General features: G+C 46.7%; 19 protein-coding genes. 8 read left to right on the forward strand and 11 right to left on the reverse strand.

Annotated elements, in window-relative coordinates; genetic code table 11:
* Positions 1-127: 127 nt before the first annotated feature.
* The 3 genes from RQM65_RS13390 to coaD all read right to left on the reverse strand — a co-directional run bounded on the left by RQM65_RS13390 (position 128) and on the right by coaD (position 2983).
* Positions 128-538, reverse strand: coding sequence for a response regulator (locus tag RQM65_RS13390; protein WP_314015746.1), 411 nt, complete (start codon positions 536-538; stop codon positions 128-130).
* Positions 522-2375, reverse strand: a complete 1854-nt coding sequence (locus RQM65_RS13395) for a PAS domain-containing protein (RefSeq protein WP_314015748.1) — start codon at positions 2373-2375, stop codon at positions 522-524. The genes RQM65_RS13390 and RQM65_RS13395 overlap by 17 nt, the downstream gene beginning before the upstream one ends.
* A gap of 152 nt (positions 2376-2527) precedes the next feature.
* Positions 2528-2983, reverse strand: coding sequence for a pantetheine-phosphate adenylyltransferase (gene coaD / locus RQM65_RS13400; RefSeq protein ID WP_314015750.1), 456 nt, complete (start codon positions 2981-2983; stop codon positions 2528-2530).
* 182 nt (positions 2984-3165) lie between these two features.
* Here coaD and RQM65_RS13405 point away from each other — a divergent pair, with 182 nt between their 5' ends.
* The 7 genes from RQM65_RS13405 to pyrF all read left to right on the forward strand — a co-directional run bounded on the left by RQM65_RS13405 (position 3166) and on the right by pyrF (position 8989).
* Complete coding sequence (locus tag RQM65_RS13405) at positions 3166-3609, forward strand: QcrA and Rieske domain-containing protein (RefSeq protein ID WP_314015752.1); 444 nt, start codon at positions 3166-3168, stop codon at positions 3607-3609.
* 148 nt (positions 3610-3757) lie between these two features.
* Positions 3758-4192 carry a thioredoxin family protein gene (locus tag RQM65_RS13410; RefSeq protein WP_314015754.1) on the forward strand — a complete coding sequence of 145 codons (435 nt, stop codon included), beginning with the start codon at positions 3758-3760 and terminating at the stop codon, positions 4190-4192.
* Positions 4189-5184: an FAD:protein FMN transferase gene (locus tag RQM65_RS13415; RefSeq protein WP_314015756.1), complete on the forward strand. Its 996-nt coding sequence runs from the start codon at positions 4189-4191 to the stop codon at positions 5182-5184. The genes RQM65_RS13410 and RQM65_RS13415 overlap by 4 nt, the downstream gene beginning before the upstream one ends.
* A 159-nt stretch (positions 5185-5343) precedes the next feature.
* Complete coding sequence (locus RQM65_RS13420) at positions 5344-5553, forward strand: DUF4266 domain-containing protein (RefSeq protein WP_314015759.1); 210 nt, start codon at positions 5344-5346, stop codon at positions 5551-5553.
* A 26-nt stretch (positions 5554-5579) separates the two neighbouring features.
* Positions 5580-6857, forward strand: a complete 1278-nt coding sequence (locus tag RQM65_RS13425) for a DUF3570 domain-containing protein (protein ID WP_314015761.1) — start codon at positions 5580-5582, stop codon at positions 6855-6857.
* Between the two features lie 121 nt (positions 6858-6978).
* Positions 6979-8055 (forward strand): peptide chain release factor 1, encoded by a 1077-nt coding sequence (prfA, locus tag RQM65_RS13430; protein ID WP_314015762.1) that lies wholly within the window; start codon positions 6979-6981, stop codon positions 8053-8055.
* Positions 8056-8167: 112 nt separating this feature from the next.
* Entirely contained in the window at positions 8168-8989 is an 822-nt protein-coding gene (gene pyrF / locus RQM65_RS13435; RefSeq protein ID WP_314015764.1) for an orotidine-5'-phosphate decarboxylase, read from the forward strand.
* A gap of 40 nt (positions 8990-9029) precedes the next feature.
* On the opposite strand, the gene RQM65_RS13440 is transcribed toward pyrF, so the two are convergent.
* From RQM65_RS13440 to ubiE, 8 genes are all read right to left on the reverse strand, one after another.
* Positions 9030-9227, reverse strand: a complete 198-nt coding sequence (locus RQM65_RS13440; RefSeq protein WP_314015766.1) for a hypothetical protein — start codon at positions 9225-9227, stop codon at positions 9030-9032.
* A 403-nt stretch (positions 9228-9630) separates the two neighbouring features.
* A complete protein-coding gene (locus tag RQM65_RS13445; RefSeq protein ID WP_314015768.1) occupies positions 9631-10521 on the reverse strand; it encodes a hypothetical protein in 891 nt (296 codons plus the stop codon).
* Positions 10522-10555: 34 nt separating this feature from the next.
* Positions 10556-12265 (reverse strand): SusD/RagB family nutrient-binding outer membrane lipoprotein, encoded by a 1710-nt coding sequence (locus tag RQM65_RS13450; RefSeq protein WP_314015770.1) that lies wholly within the window; start codon positions 12263-12265, stop codon positions 10556-10558.
* A 10-nt stretch (positions 12266-12275) separates the two neighbouring features.
* Entirely contained in the window at positions 12276-15461 is a 3186-nt protein-coding gene (locus RQM65_RS13455) for a SusC/RagA family TonB-linked outer membrane protein (protein ID WP_314015772.1), read from the reverse strand.
* A 701-nt stretch (positions 15462-16162) separates the two neighbouring features.
* Positions 16163-17671 (reverse strand): helix-turn-helix domain-containing protein, encoded by a 1509-nt coding sequence (locus RQM65_RS13460; protein ID WP_314015774.1) that lies wholly within the window; start codon positions 17669-17671, stop codon positions 16163-16165.
* 504 nt (positions 17672-18175) lie between these two features.
* A complete protein-coding gene (locus tag RQM65_RS13465; RefSeq protein ID WP_314015776.1) occupies positions 18176-18886 on the reverse strand; it encodes a DUF4197 domain-containing protein in 711 nt (236 codons plus the stop codon).
* Positions 18887-18991: 105 nt separating this feature from the next.
* Positions 18992-19711 (reverse strand): type IX secretion/gliding motility protein PorT/SprT, encoded by a 720-nt coding sequence (gene porT, locus RQM65_RS13470; protein ID WP_314015778.1) that lies wholly within the window; start codon positions 19709-19711, stop codon positions 18992-18994.
* A gap of 1 nt (position 19712) precedes the next feature.
* Positions 19713-20444, reverse strand: a complete 732-nt coding sequence (gene ubiE, locus RQM65_RS13475; protein ID WP_314015780.1) for a bifunctional demethylmenaquinone methyltransferase/2-methoxy-6-polyprenyl-1,4-benzoquinol methylase UbiE — start codon at positions 20442-20444, stop codon at positions 19713-19715.
* Between the two features lie 514 nt (positions 20445-20958).
* Between ubiE and trkA the strand changes: the two genes are divergently transcribed.
* Positions 20959-22308: a Trk system potassium transporter TrkA gene (trkA, locus tag RQM65_RS13480; RefSeq protein WP_314015782.1), complete on the forward strand. Its 1350-nt coding sequence runs from the start codon at positions 20959-20961 to the stop codon at positions 22306-22308.
* Positions 22309-22499 lie beyond the last annotated feature (191 nt).

Consider the following 22499-nt stretch of genomic DNA (forward strand, 5'->3'; position numbering starts at 1 on the left):
TTGCCCGTTCTGGGATTCAATTGTTGAAATTCCCCGATGCTTGCGTCGAATTTTTTCTTTTTTGAAATTTGGAATTGGGGATTTGATTTTTGGAATTTGATACCTCGTATGCCTGCATCGTAGTTGTTCATTCGGATGCCATAGTGAGAAGCGCTTCCATCTTCGCTTTTCGAAGGGGTTTGAAGTTGTAGGTAAGCTTGTGGTGGGTAAGTTTTTTAAAGCGTTCGTAGTTCTGCTTGTCAATGGGGTCAATCGAAGACGTGAGGATTTCGATACGTACTTGCTGTTTTAGGGGCATGGCAATGAAGGCCTCAAGAAATTGCCATCCGTCCATGATGGGCATATTAATGTCCAAAAATATGATCTCGGGCGCTTTTCCTTTTTTCGCGATTTCATTTTGTATCCCTTCGAGAGCCAACCTTCCGTTTTCATAAGAGGTTATGTCATCGCAGGTTACCAGGCTTCCCAATAATTTGCGAATACCATAGATGGTAATTACATCATCATCTATGATACAGATACTATTGATTTTTTGCATCGAAATATAACATGAATGTTGACCCGGTGCCCAGATTGCTCTCGACCTCTATTTTGCCGTTCATGGCCTCTATCTGATTTTTACTGATGAAAAGTCCCAATCCCTTTGCATCGCTACGGTCGTGAAAGGTTTTATACATGCCGAAAACTTTGTTCCCATATTTTTCGAGATCGATTCCCAGGCCGTTATCGGTAATCGAAAGAATCATGTAATCGTTTTCTCTCTTCGTGGTGATTTTAATGAACGGGTCCCTGTCGGGATGCTTAAAGCGTACCGCATTAGTGATCAGATTGGTCAAAATACTTTCTATATATTCGGGAATGCCATGAATGGTGTCCTTGTGAGAGACGCGTACGGCTAGTTCCACCCTGTTTTCTTCTAAGAATGAAGACAAACGCCCCTGTATCTTTTTAATCTCAGTTTTTAGGGAGACGGGCTTTTTGTCGAGATTGGAGTTGGTGTTGATGACGATGATCTCATTTAAGTTTTCCAAGGTTTCCATAAGTCTGTCAGAAGAACTGCTAAGCATGTCCACTATTTTGGTTTTCTCTGATTCATTGGTTTCCTCCGCTAAAAATTCTAGTAGCATCGAAAAATTAGCGGTATGGGACCTAAGGTTATGGGACACGATATGGGCAAACTGGATTAATTTTTTGTTTTGGGATGAAACCACATTGACAAGGTCCCGCAATTCCTCCTCCTTTTGTTTTAGTTCGGAGATGTCCATACTGATACCGACCAGGCCGGTGACCTTGCCGTCGTCATCTGCAAGTGGAATTTTAGAGATAAGAAAAGTGGTTTTCTCGCCGTCTTTTTTGGTAATTATGGATTCTTGTGCTAATATGGGATTCGAGGTTTCCATGACCCTAAGATCGTCGTTTCTGTATCTCTGGGCCGATTCAGGGTCGTATAGCTCAAAATCTGACTTTCCTAGGAGTTCTTTGGGGTCGCTGGCTCCGAGATACGTGCATTCCGCTTTGTTCACCAGAATTTTACGCGATTCGGTATCCTTGATATAGACATGCAACGGCAGATTATCGACAAGGGTACGCAGCAGATGTTCGCTCTCCTTTGTTTTTGTCTCCGATTTGACCTGCTCGTCAATATTTTGAAAGGTGCCCATGAAACCGATAAGTTCGCCATCCTTAAAATTGGGCATACCAGCGGATAACACCCATATTTCGTTGCCATGGGCATCGACAATCTGTAACTTTTCATTCCAGCGTTCCCCATATTCGGTAGCTCTGTGGATAAGCATGGCAATCGTATTCCGACTATGGCCATCTTTGTAAAACTGTACCGCACTGTCAACAGTAGGAACGTAATCATCGGAAACCCCGTGAATTTCACGGGTCATACAACACCAGGAAAGTTCATCTTTGTCAAATGAATATTCCCAACAACCGATCTTGCCGATTTCGCAGGTAGCTTTTAAGAGCGTCCTTAATTTGTTATTTTGGACTTCCTCGCGTTTACGTTGGGTAATATCTTCTGTTTCAATGATCAGTCCGATGATTTGCCCCTCTTGATTCTTCCAAGGAACACAGGTCCATTCAAACCAAGTGTCGTTAGGGGTTGCAGCGGGTGAAAGGTGTACGGTGGTTTCATCTGCGCTGCCAGAGAGACAATCGCGCAAGGCGTTTTCCCAATCACGGCCGGTTCTGGTGAAGAGATCTCCGATGTACTTCCCGAAAATATCGGATGGCTCCAATTTGAAATCCGCTATCCATTTGTCGGAAGCATAGACCACTTCCAATCTTTCATTGACAAAAACAGTAGCTTTCGGCAATTGCTTGATTAAGAAGTTTTGGGTGCTTATGGGTAGGCTCTTCAACATATAACCACAATTTTCGACTAAAGTAAAACGTCTTAATGGATTTGATCATAGCTTTGTTGTGAATGCCGCGGAACACGTTGTGTGCTTTTCCATAGCTGTTGTCTGTAAAGATTCCGAACTTTCGATAAGTTATTACTTACAGCGTAATAGCTCTAGGGAATTCGGACCGAATCGGGTACAAGTCCGGTATAATCCCCGCCATTTCGAATTACATCGCGGACAATGGAAGAACTGATGTACGACTTGCCGGATGAGGTAAGAAGAAAAACAGTCTCGATTTCCGAAAGCTTGCGGTTGGTGTGGGCGATTGCCTTTTCGAACTCAAAGTCCCCTGGGTTGCGCAATCCCCTTAAAATAAAGTCCGCATCTATTTTTTTGCAGAAATCGACGGTCAACCCCTCATAGATTTCCACCTTGATTTTCGGCTCGGCTTCAAAGGCGGACCTTATAAATTGCGCCCGTTGCTCGATGGGGAACATGTATTTTTTTTCGGCATTGCTGCCGATGGCGATGATCAGTTCGTCGAAGAGGGTTACCCCCCGTTGTATAATATCGTAGTGTCCTAAAGTCAAGGGATCAAAAGATCCCGGAAAAATAGCGCGTCTCATGATTGTGCTTTTTGGTTGTTGGGCACAAGGTACAATAAAAGTACAAGGGGGGCAGGCTTTAGGATTGTTGGATGCGTTTCGAACGAATTGATTACCAATGTATTGCTTAAGCTTGAAATTATTCTGAATTTAATTATACTTTTAGCGTAAGTCACGCGTTAGAATAGCCATACCTCTTTTGTATGGAAAGAAAACAATTTCTAAGAAGCCTAGGTGCGGGAGCCGCCTTTGCCATTGCCTTTCCCTGTTTAGGCGCATGTTCGCAAGAGGACGAGGTGGAGGGCGGAAATGCCCCGGTACCTTCCGGGGTCGATTTTGCGCTGGACCTGGATGCTCCAGAAGCTGCAGTCCTAGCCAAAAAAGGAGGTTTTATCACAAAAAATTCGGTGGTCGTCGTCAATAACCTTGAAGGAAATTTTGTGGCGGCGAGTCAGGTCTGCAGCCATCAGGGCTATGAGGAGGTCCGCTTTTTAGATAAGGAGGGGGGTATCTTTTACTGCGGGGTGCACGGGTCACGGTTTGAACAAAGTGGAAAGCCTATGAACAAGGTGGACGCATCCCCGGCGAAGTTCCTTAAAGTATTTAAGACAGAGGTATCGGGCGGGGTGCTTCGGGTATTCGAATGATTAAAGTTGTTTTTTTAACTGCGTTTTAATTGCTATAGAGTATAATTTTATCGGTAATTGTATCGTTTTTTGCATTGGAATTTGAGTTTTTGTTTTTTGTAATTTGATTCCCGCCATGCCTGCATGGAGAGAGTCCATTTACCGGGCTATGAAAAAAATTATCTTTATTTTCATGTTGGTGACTACTTTCGCCGGTTTTTCCCAGCAATGGCAATCGAGTTATGTGGATGCGGTCGCCAATGCCAAAGCCCTGCAAAAGCCCATGCTTCTGGTTTTTTCGGGTTCCGATTGGTGTGCCCCGTGCATAAAAATGGATAAGAGAATCTGGAGATCAGAAGCTTTCCGATCTTACGCCAGAAATAATTATGTGCTTTATAAGGCGGATTTTCCCAAAAAAAATGCAAATCGATTGCCATTGGCGGTTGCCGAACAGAATAGGGAACTTGCTGCAAAATACAATCCCAAAGGGCATTTTCCGCATGTAGTACTCTTGGGCGGCAATGAAAAAATTTTAGGCCAGACCGGATATCGTAGAGGTACTCCGAAAGCGTACCTGAACCATTTGAAATCTTTCATAAAATGAGGTTGTTGATATACGTACTCTTTTGCTTTGTGACCGTGGGCATTTTTGCCCAGGAAAAGGAGTATGTCACTTCGAGCAAAACCTTGAAATTGATGGGCACCCGGTTTGATATCACCGTGGTTGCCAGCAACCATGATATCGGACAGATCAATATCGACGAGGCTACCGCGGAAATCCGAAGAATAGAAGCCTTGATTTCATCCTGGGTCCCGGATTCGGAGACCTCAATGATCAATCGCAATGCAGGTATTCGGCCGGTAAAAGTCAGTGAAGAAGTCTTTCAGCTGATCGATCGGGCCAAACAGATTTCGGAACTTACCGATGGAGCTTTCGACATATCCATTGCCTCCATTGATAAGCTCTGGAAGTTCGACGGCAGCATGAAGAACAAACCCACCAAGGAAGAACTAAAAAAATCTATTGGCAAGGTCGGATATCGAAAGATTATTTTAAACGCGGATGACCAAACGGTTTTTCTCAGCGAAAAGGGAATGAAAATCTCTCTCGGTGCCATCGGAAAAGGCTATGCCGCCGACAAGGCCAAGGAACTCTTAGTGTCAAAACAGGTCGTCGGCGGAATCATTAACGCAGCGGGCGATCTTACTACCTGGGGCGCCAAGCCCGATGGCGATAAATGGCTGATCGGGATAGCGAACCCTTTGAGCAAGGATAAAATATTTTCATGGCTTCCTGTCGTAGAATCCTCCGTCGCGACCTCCGGAAATTATGAACAATATGCGATTATTGACGATGTAAAATATTCCCATATCATAGACCCCCGCACCGGAATCCCTGCTAACGGGGTGAGCAGCGTTTCGGTATTCTCAAAAAGGGCCGAGGACTGCGATGCCCTTGCCACTGCGGTATTCATTATGGGGAAGGAAGCCGGACTGTCATTGATCGACCAGCTGCCGGGGACCGATGTCATCTTGGTGGACAGCGATAACAAAGTGCACAAAAGCAGTGGGATAATTCTTGAAAGTCAACCCTAGGGTTCTTCTATTAACTGTATGTATTTCTATTGCCAAGTCTTCCCTCAAGGCCGTTGTCACATTATTAATAATGGACCAATGTATGAGTTTATTGTCTTATAGGTTTGAAAAAAGCGGGAGGATCGATAATCCATTAGTTGTAAATTATTAGATCATAGGATGAAAAAGACGGGGTTCCTTTTGATTTTTGGTGTGCTCTTCACCTCTTGCGTAGCGGTTAAACCCTATGAGAAGGCTTATCTCAACGACGATGAAATGCGGCTTTCGGCCAAGGAGGCGGAACGGTTCGAAGTCAATTTTCAAGTGTACCGCGAGGCCGCCGCGGGAGCGAACGGTGGAACGGGAGGGGGCGGTTGCGGGTGCAATTGATTTCTTATGACCAAAAACTGACCATAGTGAGATTTTTCCTTGCTTTTGTTTCCCTTCTTTCAGCGACTCTGGTTTTTTCCCAAGTAGATACCTCGTATAAAAAACGGGTGCTGGAAGCAGCCGAAATCGAACTGTTTTTCAGCTACTACGGACAAGAGGGACAGCATGCCGCAGTGACCGGGGGTGTGGGATCCCAGAAATTGACCGATGCCTCTTCGGCCCTAATCGTCAGCATACCTTTGAATGCCGATGATGTTTTGACCGCCGAGGTAGGTATTTCGGCCTATACCTCGGCCTCCTCTAGCAATGTTAATCCCTTTGACGGGGATGCGGACCGCAGGGCCAGTCCGTTCAGCGCTTCCTCCGGGGCTTCCCGAAAAGATGAGCTTGTACATTTTAGGCCCACCTACACCCATAGTTCCGACGACCGGAATTCAGTGATTACGGCAAAGGGATCTATCTCCTCTGAATACGATTATTTTTCGATCGGATCGGGCGGGGGCTATTCCCATAAATTCAACGAACAAAACACGGAAATATCCTTTAGCGGTACCGTGTACTTCGACCAATGTAATCCCCAATATCCCATAGAATTAAGGGATGGATTTTTCGATTCCAGAATAAGGGGAAACGGCACTTATACGCCTGATTTCAAGGGATTCAAAGATACAAGGCGGAACAGCTACGCCCTGTCCCTCGGACTGTCCCAGATTTTGGGCGCAAAAGTGCAAGGTTCCGTTTTTATCGATGCCGTGCTGCAGGAAGGCTTGCTAAGCACTCCTTTTCAACGGGTGTATTTTGAGGATACCGAGAATTTCTTTGTCGAGGGCTTTCAATTGGCGGACGATGTGGAACGCCTGCCCGAGCGCCGGTTCAAACTGCCCGTTGGCGGAAGGGTGAACTATTACCTGAACGACGTTTTTGTGCTGCGAAGCTACTACCGCTTCTATCGCGACGACTGGGGCGTTGCCGCCCATACGGCCAACCTGGAAGTGCCCGTAAAATTAAGTGACGCTTTTACGCTCTACCCCAACTATCGCTTCCATACCCAATCCGCCGCAGATTATTTTTATAAAAAGGATGTGGCCCAATCCAGTTACAAGTGGTACACTTCCGACTACGACCTTTCCAAATTTAATGCCCATCAGTACGGTTTGGGCATCCGATATAAGGACATCCTGACCAAGACCAAAATTTCCGTTTTCGGATTGAAGGCGGTGGATTTACGCATCAGCAACTATAGCCGCAGCGATGGCCTTGATGCCTTTATCCTTACACTAGGGACTACCTTTGTGGGAAGTTAGAAGACAAAATTCGGATGAAACATCCCTCCCAACAAAATGCGATAGCGAAGGTATCAAATCTTGGATGTACCTATAAATGCACAATTTTATCGTAAATTCGCGAACACCGTGAGTATAGCACATGATAGACAAACTGAACATTGTAAAGCAGCGTTTCGATGAGGTTTCGGACCTGATCATCCAACCGGATATCATTTCGGACCAAAAGCGCTACGTCGAGCTGACCAAGGAGTATTCCGATCTCAAGGATCTTGTGGAAAAGCGCGACCAGTACATCGAACTGACCGATAATATTAAGGAGGCCGAAGAAATTATTGCCGACGGCAGCGATGCCGAGATGCTTGAAATGGCCAAAATGCAGCTAGAGGAGGCCAAGGCCGAGCTTCCAAAACTGGAGGAGGAAATCAAAGTGATGTTGATTCCCAAAGATCCCGAGGATGCGAAGGATGTCGTTGTCGAGATCCGCGCTGGAACGGGCGGGGACGAAGCCAGTATCTTCGCCGGTGACCTATATCGGATGTACACCAAATATTGCGAAAACAGGGGATGGAAGACCAATGTAATCGACCTGAGCGAAGGCACGAGCGGCGGATATAAGGAAATTCAGTTCGAGGTGAGCGGTAAGGACGTTTACGGCACCTTGAAGTTCGAGGCTGGCGTACACCGTGTTCAACGCGTGCCGCAGACCGAGACCCAAGGGCGGGTGCACACCAGTGCCGCCACGGTGATGGTACTTCCGGAGGCGGAGGACTTCGACGTGCAAATCGACCCCAAGGACGTTCGTATCGATTATTTCTGTTCATCGGGACCGGGAGGGCAGTCGGTGAACACCACCTATTCCGCCGTACGGCTGACGCACGAGCCTACCGGCTTGGTGGCCCAATGCCAGGACCAGAAATCACAACATAAGAACAAGGAAAAGGCGTTCAGGGTGTTGCGATCTCGATTGTACGATATGGAGCTGGCCAAAAAACAGGAAGAGGATGCCGCCAAACGGAATTCCCAGGTCAGTAGCGGCGACCGGTCCGCAAAAATCCGCACCTATAATTACCCACAGGGCCGGGTGACCGATCACCGCATCGGACTGACGCTCTACGATCTGCCGAATATCATCGATGGCGATATCCAAAAGATTATCGACGAATTGAGCCTGGTGGAGAACACGGAGAAACTAAGGGAAGCGTCCGAGGTGTTTTGAGGTTGGTTTGGAAGTATTAAGTATTAAATACTGAGTATTAAGTATTGAGTACTGTGTGTGGGGTACGAATCGAAAACTAAGCCTTTGTCGAACTAAAAACCAAAACTTTAACTTGAAGCTGACAAGCCTTGTAACGCAAATCCGCAAGAAGGAATCTTTTCTTTGCATCGGTCTGGATACGGACCTGGAAAAAATACCTTCGCATCTACTTGCCGAAGATGACCCGATTTTCGCTTTTAACAAGTCCATTATCGATGCGACCCATCATCTTTGCGTGGCCTATAAGCCCAATATCGCCTTCTATGAGGCCTATGGCATTGCCGGATGGAAGGCTTTGGAAAAGACCATCGCGTATCTCAATAAAAACCATCCCGATTTATTTACCATAGCCGACGCGAAGCGGGGGGATATCGGCAATACTTCCGGCCGCTATGCCAGGGCATTTTTTGAAGAGCTGCAATTCGATGCGATAACCGTGGCGCCCTATATGGGGAAAGATTCCGTAGAACCTTTTCTTGCCTTTAGTGATAAGCAGACAATTTTATTGGCCTTGACCTCGAATGAGGGGGCTTTTGACTATCAGACAAAATTGGTGGAGGGTCGAGCGCTGTACAAGCAGGTTTTGGAAACTTCCAAGACCTATAAAAATGCGGAGAATCTCATGTATGTAGTGGGGGCGACCAAGGCGGAGTATCTTAAGGACATCCGGAAAATCGTTCCTGAAAGTTTTTTATTGGTGCCGGGCGTCGGTGCCCAGGGGGGCAGTCTGGAAGCAGTATGCCGATATGGGATGAACAAAGATGTAGGACTGCTTATCAATTCATCAAGGGGAATCTTGTATGCATCCACAGAAAAGGATTTTGCCGAAGCCGCGGCTTTGAAAGCGGCGGAACTACAAAATCGGATGGCGATCGAACTGAATAAGGTGCGTTGAAAAATTGCTCTTACGGCACACGCGGAACCTCAGAAGGATCCTACTTCATCAAATTCTCCAATGTCCTTTGAATTTTATGGGCCTTCTGCTCGAAAAACTCCACCAATTTGGCATCGGTATATTCCAAGTTGCTTGCTTTTTCTATAAAATTCTGATACTGGTATTCCAAAAGCGTGATTATATTTCCTTTTGCGGTCAATGGGGTGACACTTCCTACTCTACAGTTCTGATTGTCCATGGTCATATTCATTTAATGTCCTAATATACGGCCTATCAATGACTTTGGATGTTCATATTCGTTATAATTTCTTAAAAATTCGATGTATTAATGATTAATTAACATCGAGATGTCAAATATTCAGAACTGAGCTCAAAAATAATTGGTGCGTACTTCAAATTCGCATGGAAACAGCTGTAAAGTGCAGCCCTGAACATATTGATAGCTAATTCAAATAACTCCCTAAAATGAGACCAATGTTCGTTTTTTAGAGGTTAAACTTCAGGGCTGCTTTTACATTAAGTTGGATATGGTTTCCGATATTGATCTACATACGGTTTATTGTTTTAACAGCGTTCGGCAATCACAATGCGCATTATATTATAAAATCTGAAAATTTTGATGTGTGTTTCAACATTGTTTTTTAATTCGGGACCAGTTCTAAAGTATATTCGATGCCGGGCAGGCCGCAGCAAGAAGTTGCCGTAAACCCGAGATTTAAGGTGATTACGCCCGTATCGGCATTTAGGCTGGCGGAACCTGGTACATAATCGACTTGCCCGGGAAAGTTGGTAGAGGGGCTCGCAACGGTCAACGTACCGCAAACATCGGTAAACTGGAGTCCCACTGGGGTGGCCGCCCCAAATAGTCCGGCGGTACCGTCAGAGAGTACATAGGTGCCTGCCGAGGGCTGTATAATCGTAATCTGTTGTGGACTGATGAAGGTGCCGGCCGTTTGATTGGTCGCTATCACGGTGCCGGTGTAATCGCCTTCCAAACTTGTCGGGCAGGAAACCGGATAGGTGATGACGGTCGTAAACAAGACGGTAGTGGCGAGATTCGTTCCAGTGCCCCCGGTTACCCCATCGGTGCTCACGATATCAAGTACTGTTCCATCGTCAAGGGTAAACCTCGTGGTCACGCCCAAAACGTCACCAAGTTTTACATCGGCGATGCTGTTCAGTTCGTTGAAGGCGGCGATAACTTCATCGACTGTCAACGAAAATTCTTGTGGCAAACTAACGTTACTCAACAGTAAGGTATTGTAGACATCGCCATCAACCGTCGTATAGATTCCTACGATATCCGCCGATTCGGGATTACCTTGAGCGATCTCCGCGCTAAATGTTAAGGTTACGGGTTCATTATCATTGAGTTTTATCAAATCGATGATCGTTTCTTCTGAGGCGGATTTCACCATGTTCGGTACCGCCCCTTCTATCAGGGAAATTTTTGATGATCCACCGTCATCTTCACAGGAGACGAACAGTGTCAGGGCCGTTACCGCAATTAGAATAAATCTTATCTTTTCCATCATTACTTATTTAGGGTTGTTGAACCGATTTGGATTAGTCGTCCCAAAAGATTTTATAGGTTGCCGGGTCTTTTTGGGCCGGGGCGTTCTGATTCAGGTTCAGCTCGGTTTGGGGCCAAAAAAACGATAGCTGAAAAGGATTGTTCAATACGGTCAGGTTATCGTTAAGGGGCCAGCCATCGCCGTTGTCCAGCTGGTATTCAGGACTCTGCGATCCGGTCGGATCGGCCAAGACGGGGTACCCTGTTCTTCTGTAATCCGTGTACTGGTCCATGGGATCTGCAAAGGTCGCCACCCATTTTTGGGTCATTATAATTTCTAACTTTTTTTCTTCGTCGGCAGCTGCAAATTCGGCATCGATACTGTCCATGAATGCGATTACCTCGTCAGAACCGCTCAAAATCGGTACGGTCTGGGTAGTTCCGGTTCCCGCGACCACTTGATCTACTTTGGCAAAACTTGCCGTCATGGCGTTCCTTAATTTTTCCGCAGCATTGCCATTTACAAATCCCGCTTGCATCAGCTCGGCCTGTATGTAGAGAAATTCATCGTAGGTAAGGATGCGTTTCGGAGCTACCCCGGTACCGCTTGCGATGGTTCTGACAAAGCCCTGTCCATCGTCATAACGTCCGCCACAGGGAAAAATCCCCGGAAAGGTGGCATCGGATTGAACGGCGTGGTCCCGATCTGGCCCAACGCTTCCGAATCGGATGCTGAAAAACCCGGTGGAGGCATCCCAATAATCCGCATTCGGATCTCCTGTCGCGGTATCTCCTTGGTCTCTGGGGAATTGACCCGGAACCAGCTGGTTCGCCCAATAGTATGGAATTCTGGGGTCTTGAATACCCGTGTGGATATTCGGGTTTACCCCCATCAAAATTTCGTAGAACCATGGGCTTATGTATTTGGTTACCTGCGCTCCGCCGTAGGCATCGATAAAAAGCTCGTTGCGCTCGTCCGTCGGGGATTGGTTCGCGGTATGGGCGAACTGGAAATCATCGGCATTCGAGGAGAAGAAATTATCCTCCGTAATCAGGGCATCGAGTGCGGCCTGGTCGAACAATGGCGATAGGCGTATCTGATTGTACAATTTTAGCTTTAAGGTATTGGCGAACCTTACCCATTGGTCTGCTGCGCCACCATAAAAAAGATCATCGGAACCCGGTAACGAGGTTCCCGCCCCGCTGGCCACATTGATCTTGCCTTCATCGATCAGATCGAAAACGATTTCGTAAATGGACTGCTGGTCGTCGAAAGTCGGACTCACCACGCCTTCTTCCAGTTCGGTGGCCTCGCTAAAGGGCACGTCGCCCCAGAGGTCTACCGCTGTGGACATCATATAGGCCTTGAGCAGCTGGGCAATTCCGATGTAGACCCTATCACCGCTTTCGGTGGCCTGTGAAATTAGGGTCTCGATATCGGTAAGGGTAAGATATATGCCGTTCCAATCATTGTTCATGTTGATGTTGTCTGCCTTAGTTCCGTATTGGTCCTGTTCTTCCCTAGCCGTGAATTGGTGGGTATATACTTGTAGGATATCTCCCGACCACAATCTAAAATCCGCCATCTGCCCCACGCCTAACTGAATGTTCGGGAGAAGCTGGTTAAGTGGCGCGGTGATCGGGGCATCGGTGTCCTCATCCACATCCAGGTATTTTTCACATCCTAAGACCGCAAAAGCTGTCAGGAGTAACGTGAGGGCATACCTAGGGATTTTGCTATGTCCTATGTTTTTATTCTTCATTGCCTTTTTGTTAAAAAGTTAGATTGAGTTTGAACCCGTACCGCTTTGATGTAGGGGCGGCGGATATTTCTACACCTTGTAGGCGCGTATTGCCAAAACTGGTAACCTCGGGATCAAAGTTGGTGTACTGGGGAAAGTTGGGCGCGTGGTACCACAGGTTGTTGCCCATGATGCTGAAACTGATCTTCCCGAAAGGTGTCGGTTCCAACCACTTTGAAGGAAAGTCGTAGGTCAGGCTTACTTCCCTGAGACGGTATACGGTGCCGTCATAGACCGAGGCTTCGTCGACTGTGTTGATTCCGAAGGTATTGCCCCCCGCAGGCGAAAAATAAAGCTCGTTCATATCGATTTGGGTCGTGTTCGGAATTTGGTTGCCATTGACGTCCAATATTGGGTTTCCGGCATTGTCGCCGTAGAATCCGGGGATAATAAAAGCGCGTTCCCTAGCTTCGGTGTCCTTGGTAACGCCCCTTCCCAAAAGCGCATCCAAGCTCGACGAATGTATGTCGCCTCCTTCCCGCCAATCGAATTGTGCGCGTAGGCTTAGGGTCTTGTAGGTAAACGTATTGATAAAACCTATCTTAAAATCGGGGTTGGGGTCACCGATAACGCCATTTTCCAAATCTTGCACGATACCTCCCCCAGCTTGGTTTATGAGATAGTTGCCCTCCGCATCACGTGCGAATCGGGTGCCGTAAAAAACACCGAAGGGCTCGCCGACAATGGCATGGGAAACTTCATTGGCGTTGAATTGGATGCGCTCGAGGCCCTCTACCAATTCGGTCACTTCGTTCTCGTTCTTCGTGAAGGTGGCATAGCTGTTCCATTTAAAATCCTGAAGTTGGATCGGAACAAGGTTGAGTCCGATTTCGATCCCGGTATTCTGAATTTCGCCAATATTGGTGTTCAAGGTTAAAAACCCACTAGTACTGGGTACACTAACCGGAGAAATCAGGTCGGTGGTCGTTTTCTTGTACCAGCTGATATCAAGTACGGCCCGTCGGTCAAAAAATTCCAGATCGGCCCCGATTTCGATTTCATCGGTAAACTCCGGGGTAATATTTTGGTCGCCCAGCGCGCTCCGGTTTCCAATGACGGGATTTCCGTTAAAGGCGTTTCCTACCGCAAACGTCCGGTTCAGAAATTCGGCGGGGGCATCCCGGCCCACCGATGCGTAGCCCGCCCTTATTTTCGCGAAGCCCAAAACCTTGCTATCGATATTGAAGGCATCGGTCGGAATAAAGGAGATACTCGCCGAGGGATAGAAATAGGAGTTATTGTCCTTGGGCAAGGTAGAGCTCCAATCGTTTCTGCCCGTCAGGTTTAAAAAGAGATATTCCTTAAAAGAAAGGCCAAGGTCACCAAAAACGCCTACGTTACGGTTTCGGGTATAGCCGATACCGTTGGTGGGCGTTGGTTGTACCAAGGCGACGTTCAAATTGTTCTCGACCGTAAATATACCGGGGGAGATAAACGTGTTCGCAATGATCGCGTTCCGTTGTTGGGTGTTTTGCAGAACGTTGTTGCCGACGATTAGGGCGAGGCCCAGGTCATTGGTCAGGTCGTAATCAAAATTTAATAATAGGGTCGATTCCAAGGCGTCGTTCGTCAAATTATCGGTAGTTACAGCGCCTAGTCCGTTGTTCGCCCTAGATCCGAGGTCCCTGATCTCTTTTCTGTCCAGATCATATTTGTTGAATCCGACCCGATACGAAGCCGAAATATGGTCGTTGAAGGTATAATTGAAATTTACGTTGGCTACGGTCCGGTTCGATTCGGTAATAATTTGGTCGTGTTTCCAAGACCAAACGGGGTGGTCCCATCCGTTATTGGGCGTAAGGGATGCTCCCGTTACGGGATGCTCGAAGGGTAGGTCCATATTCCAGGTTCTGCCAAGCCATAGTGTTCTCGCAAACGATGAGGCCGATCCCGAAAACTGGTTTTCACCGAAAAAACCACCAATTTGTTTGGTATCCGAATAGGTGAACGAGCCTCCGACAGTAAGCTGGTTGGCCAGCCTAAAATTGCCACCGGCGGAAATCGAGGTACGATCGAAGGTATTAAAGGGAATATAGCCGTTTTGATCAAGATCGGAAATGGTTACACTATAATTCCCGTCTTCGTTGCCATAGGAAAAATTGACGGAATTGTCGAGTACGGAACCGGTGCGAAAGAGACTTTCGACATTCCCCGGCTGTGCCACGTAGGGTTGCGTCGGCCCAAGTTCGGGGAAGGCGGCCAGAAGGTTGGGCCAGGTCGGAATGGTTTCCAAGGCATCGAATCTGGGTCCCCATGACCCATTGGCGTTTTGATAGCTGAAATTCACCCCGTTGCCGTAGGTGTTCTGATACTCCGGTAAGTTCGCTATCTTTTCAAAATAGACCCCTGAATTGTACGATACACTTAGTTTGTTGCTGCCCGAAAAGCCTTTGGGCGAACCGGATTTGGTCGTGATGACAATCACCCCATTTGTGGCCCTCGAACCATATAAAGCAGCGGCAGCGGTACTTTTCAATACGTTGACCGAGGCGATATTGTTGGGGTCCAGGGTCGAGATGCCGGATTCATACCCGCCACCTCCGGTCGACTGACTGCTAGAAGCCGCCAGGTCGGCGGTCGTCGCCTGGGAGTTATCGTAGGCGATGCCGTCGACAATGAACAGCGGTTGGCTTGCACTGCCTATCGAAGTCGCCCCCCGAATATTGATCTGGTTCGAAGCACCTGCGACCCCCGTGGAGAGGTTGACATTAACCCCGGGCACCTTGCCGGTGAGGGAACGGAGCAGGTCCGGTTCCGAATTTTCAACGATTTCATCGGTTTCTACCTTGTTCACGGCGTAGCCCAATTGTTTCGGGTTTCTTTGGATGCCAAAGGCCGTTACGACCACCTCTTCCAAGGCCTGGGTATCTTCGCCCATTTTAATATTTATGGTGTCCGAAGGACCTACGGCCTGTTCCGTCGTTTTAAATCCGATATACGAAAATACCAGCGTCTGCCCCTCATCGGCCTGGATGGTATAGTTACCGTCAAAATCGGTCTGTGTTCCCGAAGTGGTGCCCTTGACCAGTATGTTCACTCCGGGGAGCGCCAGTCCGTCTTGATCCGTTACCGTTCCCGAAATTGATTTTTCTTGAGCGAATACCATGGAAACCCCAATGAGAAATAGTATGGACATCCATTTGCGTTTACTTTTCATAGGTGTGGATTTTAAATTGATTATCCGATAATGGATCAGGTTTCCGCCAACGGAAAAGTAGGACTGGGTTCCGTGCTTGAGGATGGTACTTTTCGAATTAGCTAGCCTGTACAAAGAAACACTGGCTTAACTTTTTATTGGGAAAGCCCTATCAACGTTTACCCACCCGACTTCCACTTACCCCTGATTTACGGAATCGGAGAGTGGCTTGTCACATCTTGCCTTTGTCAAATGTAATTTTAACATCTTGATGGCCTTCGTCGCCGGTATCATATGTTGGGGGTCACGGTGCGGAAAAGTTGCCAGTTTCGGGACCAACATAGAGATGGACCGGAATGCAGGATGCGTTACCCATCACCATAGCATGAGTTGTTATTGAAAAGGAATCGAGCGGAGGTGTATTGGGGAACAGGCTACGCAACGATAACCCGTCTTTGCGGATGTAAATGGCAGCCCCGAACCGGAGTATTGATGACCAATTCAAATAAACTTCAAAAAGTGAAACAGAAGATGCCTCCTAGAAGTATCGGTGCTGGGACTGCCGTTACAGTATTGATCGATGTATGGACGTTTAAATTAGGGTATGACACCCAGTATCTTGGTAAACGCCTATAAACTTTTCCGTTTCCGACAAAGGTTTACTTGAATTTTGGAGGTTAGGCCAAAAAGCGAATCCGTACTCATCCTGTGAGCAAATCCTGTCATAATCGATCGATCGCAATTTTCTGATATTCGCTCGGGGTAAGTTTGGTGTCCTTTTTAAAAGCCTTGTTAAAGGTTACTTTATTGTTATAACCGACCTCGTAGGCGACATCGATAATATTGAGATTTTTTTGACGGTCGCCATCCAGAATCGATTTGGCTTCCTGTATCCGATATTTGTTGACCAGTTCATGAAAATTCATGTCAAAATGTTCGTTGATTACCTGTGAGGCATTGTGCCTCGTGGTATTCAGCCTATGTGCGACCATTTCTAGGCAAATATCGTTTTCCTTATATATTTTATCCATACTAAATAGGTGAACCAGGCTTTGCATCAACTCCCGGGAAAGACTATCGGTGAGCCCCGATTTTTTATATTTCGGAAAGAATTGGTTGGCATAGGCGTAATTTCCACTGAAAACATTGGGCTGTACGCTCGCCGAATATCCTACATAAAGTACCATCAGGGCCATACAGATCACTTGAGAATGAAATAAGGGCAGGTCGTTGGTTATAAAAACGCAGTATAGGGTGTAGGAAATTATATATAGAAAATGTATCCGGTATAGGTTTTTTTTCCAAATCTCCGAAGATTTATCCAGCCCCTTTCTTTGTTTTCCCCTGAGATATATTTTCCTGATAAAATAGCCATACACGATCAGTGAGGTCAGTTTTATGGTCGTAACAGTCAAGTTGGCCACGGAAAAGCCGTCGTTGGCATCCTGTACCAAAAGCTGCAGTTTTTCCGAGGCGGGCAAGGCGTAGATGGGTATAAGGTAAATGAGGAACAGCACCGTCGGGACCAGATGCAATAGATCGATAATCCTAAAGCGATACTGCCGGGTAATTCTTTTAAAATAAAAATACAACAGTGGGCCGTATAAGAAGGAAAAGGCGGTGGACATCAGGTATGAATGCGGAAATTGGTATTCATAGTGTGTAATGGAAATACAGATGTGGAGTATAAAAACGGAATGGATAAAGACAAACAAGCTGATGAGGGTTCTGGCAACCGGATCGATTTTATTATTGAAATTGAGCATTATCGAGATATAAAACCCGATAAGGGCCGCGTACAGATACAGAAACGACCATAGATTGACAGTGGGCGTATATTTATCCGCCAATTCATTGAAGGCCTCGGTATCTCTTATGGAATCGAACCTACCGTCTACTAAAATAGCGGGGTTGAATTCAGAGACCAAAGCGCGTTCCAAATAAGCCACACATTCCTGTACATGGTTTAGTGCCGCATGGCTCAGGGCTATTTTTTTTAGAACGGGAGCCTTGATCGCCCTATCGTTCTCTAAAACCAGACCGTAAGTTTTGATAGCTTCGGAAAATTGGCGCTCTAGATATAGGTTATCGGCTTTTTCCAGTAGTAGGCGGGTCTCTTGGCCTTTTAGTGCGGTAGTCGAAACGGCCTCTGCGCTCTCTATGGTCGGGGAAGGGTATGCTGGTATCGTCCACAGCAATAGCAGGGCTAATGTGGTAAAAGACCGTCCCATTTGATGATTTGATTGATGAATTAACTCTGTTTAAATTAAGAAATAATCAAAATCGGAGGTCTTAAAAGTTTCACAAAAAAAGTAAGTCCCGATAAGAGTTTACTCGACCTAACCTTCGACAGGTCTGGCTTTCAAAAGTTAATTCAAGAAATGGAGCGGATTTTGCCCTTTGCTTCTTTGAGTTTAGGGCATAAAAAAAACCGGTGCTCCCACCGGTTTTTATAACTAACTGACTCAAAAAATACTAACTCAAATAACTTGCTCACTCATATATTGAACGGATTAATCCTTAAAATATTGTTTTAGGCGTTCGTTTTTAGATCAAACCCTACGCTTGTTTTAATCCAAAAATTGCTATTTATCGGATGCGCTGCATCACATTTTCTTAATTGGAGTTTGTGATTTGTTTTCAGCAATCTTTGCTGCTGTTTCCTTTGGCCTTTTTGTCAGATTAAATATGCTCTCTATTCATCTTACGGAAACAAGGGTAGAACCGTCGGTCTCTTAATCCTGTAGTTCAAACACCCTTTTCAAGAGCGTGGTGGTTCGCGATGAGACCTTGGTGCGAATTTCCTTTTCTTCAACGGCGATCATGGTGTAAACCCCTTTCAGCGCCTCTTTTGTCACGTAGTCCGTTAGATCGGGATTCACATTGTTGGTCAACGGAATGCTGTTGTATTTGGTAATCAGGTTGCTCCACACCCTATCGGCTCCTACTTTTTCAAAAGAACGCTTAATTATCGGATTGAATTTGGCGTAAAGGTCTTCTTCAGTTCGTTTGGTCAAATATAGGGTGGCCGCATTGTCGCTGCCCAATAGAATGTTCTTGGCATCATCGAAAGTAATGCCTTTTACCGCGTTGACAAAAATGGGGGTGGCCTCCCCAACGGCATCTTCGGCCGCCCGGTTCATTACTTTAAGGCCTTCGTCGGCCAAGCTCCCCAACCCGATGTCACGTAAGGTTTTATCAACTTTTTGGAGTTCAGGGGGCAAGGCTATCCTCACCAGTTCGTTCTGGAAAAATCCATTTTCTTGAGTAAGTTGACTAACCTGTTTATCGATGCCCTTATCGAGGGCCTGTCGCAGTCCCTCGGCAATCTGTGCATTTCCGATGCCCGATGTCTGGCCTTGAGGCATTTGATCTACGACCTGCTGCAGCTCTGCGCAGGATAACAGGGGTATAATTATGGCCAGGGACAAGAATTTTTTGATCATGATCTTTATTTTAAACGGATTCACGGTGTAAGTGCAGAAATTTGAAATCTAGGCGTGCGGATGGCCCTTCGTCTCCCTTATTCGAGAGAACCGCGCAGAACGCAATCATTCAAACGTAAAGTTGACAAAGAGTCCGCGGGTACGCATCGCATCGATATTACCGGTCCAAGGGCTGTTGGGGTCGTTGTCGCGTATCAGTTCATCATTGATCCCGAACACGCCCCGAATAGATGGGGTGAACTTAAAATATTCAAGATAGAAATCGATGCCAAAGCCGATTTCATAGTTATAGGTCCACTTTTTAAGTCGAAACGTGCCGCTGCTGTTGTCCTCGAGGCTCTTTTCGTTACTGCCGAGGTTTAGGGATGCCGAAGGACCCGCAACGAGAAAGGGCTTCCAGTTTCCAAAACGTTTTGTGCTCACCTTCAACAATAAGGGGAAGTTGATGTATGTGGATTTGACCTCCCGAAAGGCGTTTCTTCTCCCTTCTTCGGTATTCAGAAACCCGGGAAACCCTAAGGTTCTGGCATTGTAATAGAGTCCGGGTTCGATACGTAGATCCAAGAATTCGTTCAGGCGGAGTTCGCCGATCAGTCCCACATTAAATCCCGTTGATTCGAGCACCTGTACGTCGGTATCCCTGTTTCCTCTATCCTCCTTGTAATCGAATTTGAAACCGTAGCGATTAAATCCCAGAAAGTAGCCGTAGTTCAACAGCTTCTTGTCCTTGTTCTCAATGTTTAGGATCGGGTCGGAATTGAACTGGGCGTAAAGGCTGTTGCAAGAGAGCATCAGGAGGATCAATGCCGTTAGAATGTATTTCATATCACTTTTTTGTGGCAACGTAAATCGAAGCGACCCCGAAGGTTTGGGGCCTGTTCCCTACTTCTATAAACCCGATTTCACGTAAAATATTGTTGAAGGCCTCCCCGTGTGGAAAAACCGATGCCGATTCGCTCAGGTAGGCATAGGCCGAACGGTCTTTCGAGAACAGTTTTCCGATAATGGGGAGAATGTTTTTGGTGTAAAAGGAGTATCCTTGTTTATAAGGGGATTTGGTCGGCACCGAAGTTTCCAGCACCACGAACGTACCCTTGGGAGCCAGAACGCGATAGATTTCGGCCAGCCCCTTCTTCAACGATTCGAAATTGCGAACGCCGAAGGCGACGGTGACGGCGTCGAAGCTGTTATCGGCAAAGGGCAGCTTTTCGCTGTCGCCCTCTACCATCTCGATGGTCTTGTGTAATTTTTTGGCGGCCACCTTCCTTTTCCCAACCTCCAACATCCCGGGGGAGATATCGAGCCCGACAATTTTGTCGGCCCCGGTCTTGACCAGATTTATGGCCAGATCGCCCGTACCGGTAGCAATGTCCAGTATGCTGTTCGGACTTTTTTCCGATAGGATGTCGACCACTTTTTTGCGCCATTTGACATCGATTCCGAAAGAAATGACCCGGTTCAGGCCATCGTATTTTTCGGAAATGGTATCGAACATCTGGGTGACCTGTTCTTTTTTGCTTAGTCTCGAATCTTTATAGGGGGTAACCTTTTTGCCCATAGGGAATACTATTTACGGCAAAGGTATCGTTTTTGAAGCTAAGGTTGTATGAATGGTATAGTTTTGAACCGAGCGATTGAGATGACGGAATTTGGATATTACACCGAAATAATACGTAATTTTGAAGCGCGAATCCGAAATGAGCTTAAAACGCAATATGCTTGTCCCGAATAATTGCCAAGACGTCAAAAAAGACATAAGATTTGAGGAGTTAGAACGTAAGACTATTGATTTTTCCACAGAACAGACCGTTTTTTCAAAATCTTTGAGTCCTCATATCTAAAGTCTAACAGTTCTAGGTCGGGTTCAGGTTTTGAAACGGATGAACATAGAATGCAAAAACATTTGTTTTAATAGGATGCCGACGGTTCGCATACCACACAAAGTTGTCAACGGATGAAACATCCAGGACTAAAAACCTTGTCACACCGGCTTAATGCCAATTTGGATGTTACAGAGCCTGTGCCGAGCTAATGCCTCGGCATGACCATTAAAAAATAGTAACTACTATCACATGAAAATTATAATCGCAGGCGCCGGTGAAGTCGGATTTCACTTGGCGAAACTGCTGTCGTACGAATCTCAGGATATTACCTTGATCGACACCAAAAAGGAGAGTCTGGCCTATGCCGACACCCATTTGGATATCAGGGTCTTGCGCGGCGACGCTACTTCAATAGCGGTTTTGAAGGACGCCCAGGTAGCAGAATCGAAGTTGGTCATCGGAGTCACCTCGTCCGAGACCACGAATATTACCCTCTGTATGCTGGCCAAACAGTTAGGTTGCCGTCGCACCATCGCCCGGATCTCGAATACGGAATTTATCGATTGCAAGGGCACCATAAAATTTTCGGAACTGGGCATCGATGAGCTTATTTCCCCTGAAGAACTGGCGGCCAAGGAAATCGAGATGCTATTGAACAAATCCGCTTTCAACGACACCTATGAATTTGAAGAAGGCAAATTGATCATGGTAGGGGTATCCTTACCTTCTACCGCCCCTTTTGTGGGCAAGACGGTCGAAGAGGCCGCCAATATTTTCCCCGAATTGCAGTTCATGCCCATCGCGTTACAGCGCAGCGGTACCCAGTTTACGGTGATTCCGAGGGGCGGCACGGTATTCAAGGATGGTGACCAGGTCTATTTCATCACCACCAAGCGCGGGGTCGATGAGCTCTATAAGTTGACCGGAAAGAAAAAGGAGGATATCAAGAACGTGATGATTCTGGGTGGAAGTAAGATCGGATATAAGGCGGCCCGCGATCTATGTCGGAAGAACTTCAACGTCAAACTCATCGAAAAGAATAAGGAAAAGGCTTTCGACCTGGCCGATGAGCTCCCCCATGCGCTGGTTATCAATGGTGATGGGCGCAATGTGGAGCTGCTGCAGGAGGAAAGCCTTGAATCTATGGATGCCTTTATCGCGGTGACGGGCAATTCGGAGACGAATATCATGTCGTGTTTGGTAGCCAAATCGAAATTCATCAAAAAGACCATTGCGATGGTCGAGAACATGGATTATTTTCAACTTTCGCATTCCATCGGTATCGACACTTTGATCAACAAAAAGCTATTGGCCGCCAATAATATTTTCAGGCACATCCGCAAGGGCGAGGTCGTGGCCCTGATGCGCCTGAACAACCTGAACGCCGAGATTCTAGAATTTGTTGTCAAACCCGATTCCAAGGTTACGGGCAACGAGATCAGGGAGCTTGACTTTCCAAAAACGGCCACGATAGGCGGTGTTATCCGTGAGGGCAAAGGTATCGTTGCGCTAGGTGGGTTTGAGATCCGTCCCGGTGACAGGGTGGTGGTCTGCTGCCTGCCCGAGGGCATCCCAAAAATCGAACGGCTGTTTTTGTAGCAGGTCCCCGTTGTCGGTCGAGGGTCTGTCCATCGAAGGTCGATCTGGAGAAAACCTGTCCATCGAAAAAACATCCTATTGAGAAAACGGTACATTCATTAGTCAACGGCATACGAACCCCATAGCGTGAAAAAACTGATTTCTCGATACCCATTGCCCATTGTTCTTTAGGCACCCTTTACGATAATGCC

Origin of the sequence: Pricia mediterranea (assembly GCF_032248455.1) — a bacterium.
Classification (GTDB): Bacteria; Bacteroidota; Bacteroidia; order Flavobacteriales; family Flavobacteriaceae; genus Pricia; species Pricia mediterranea.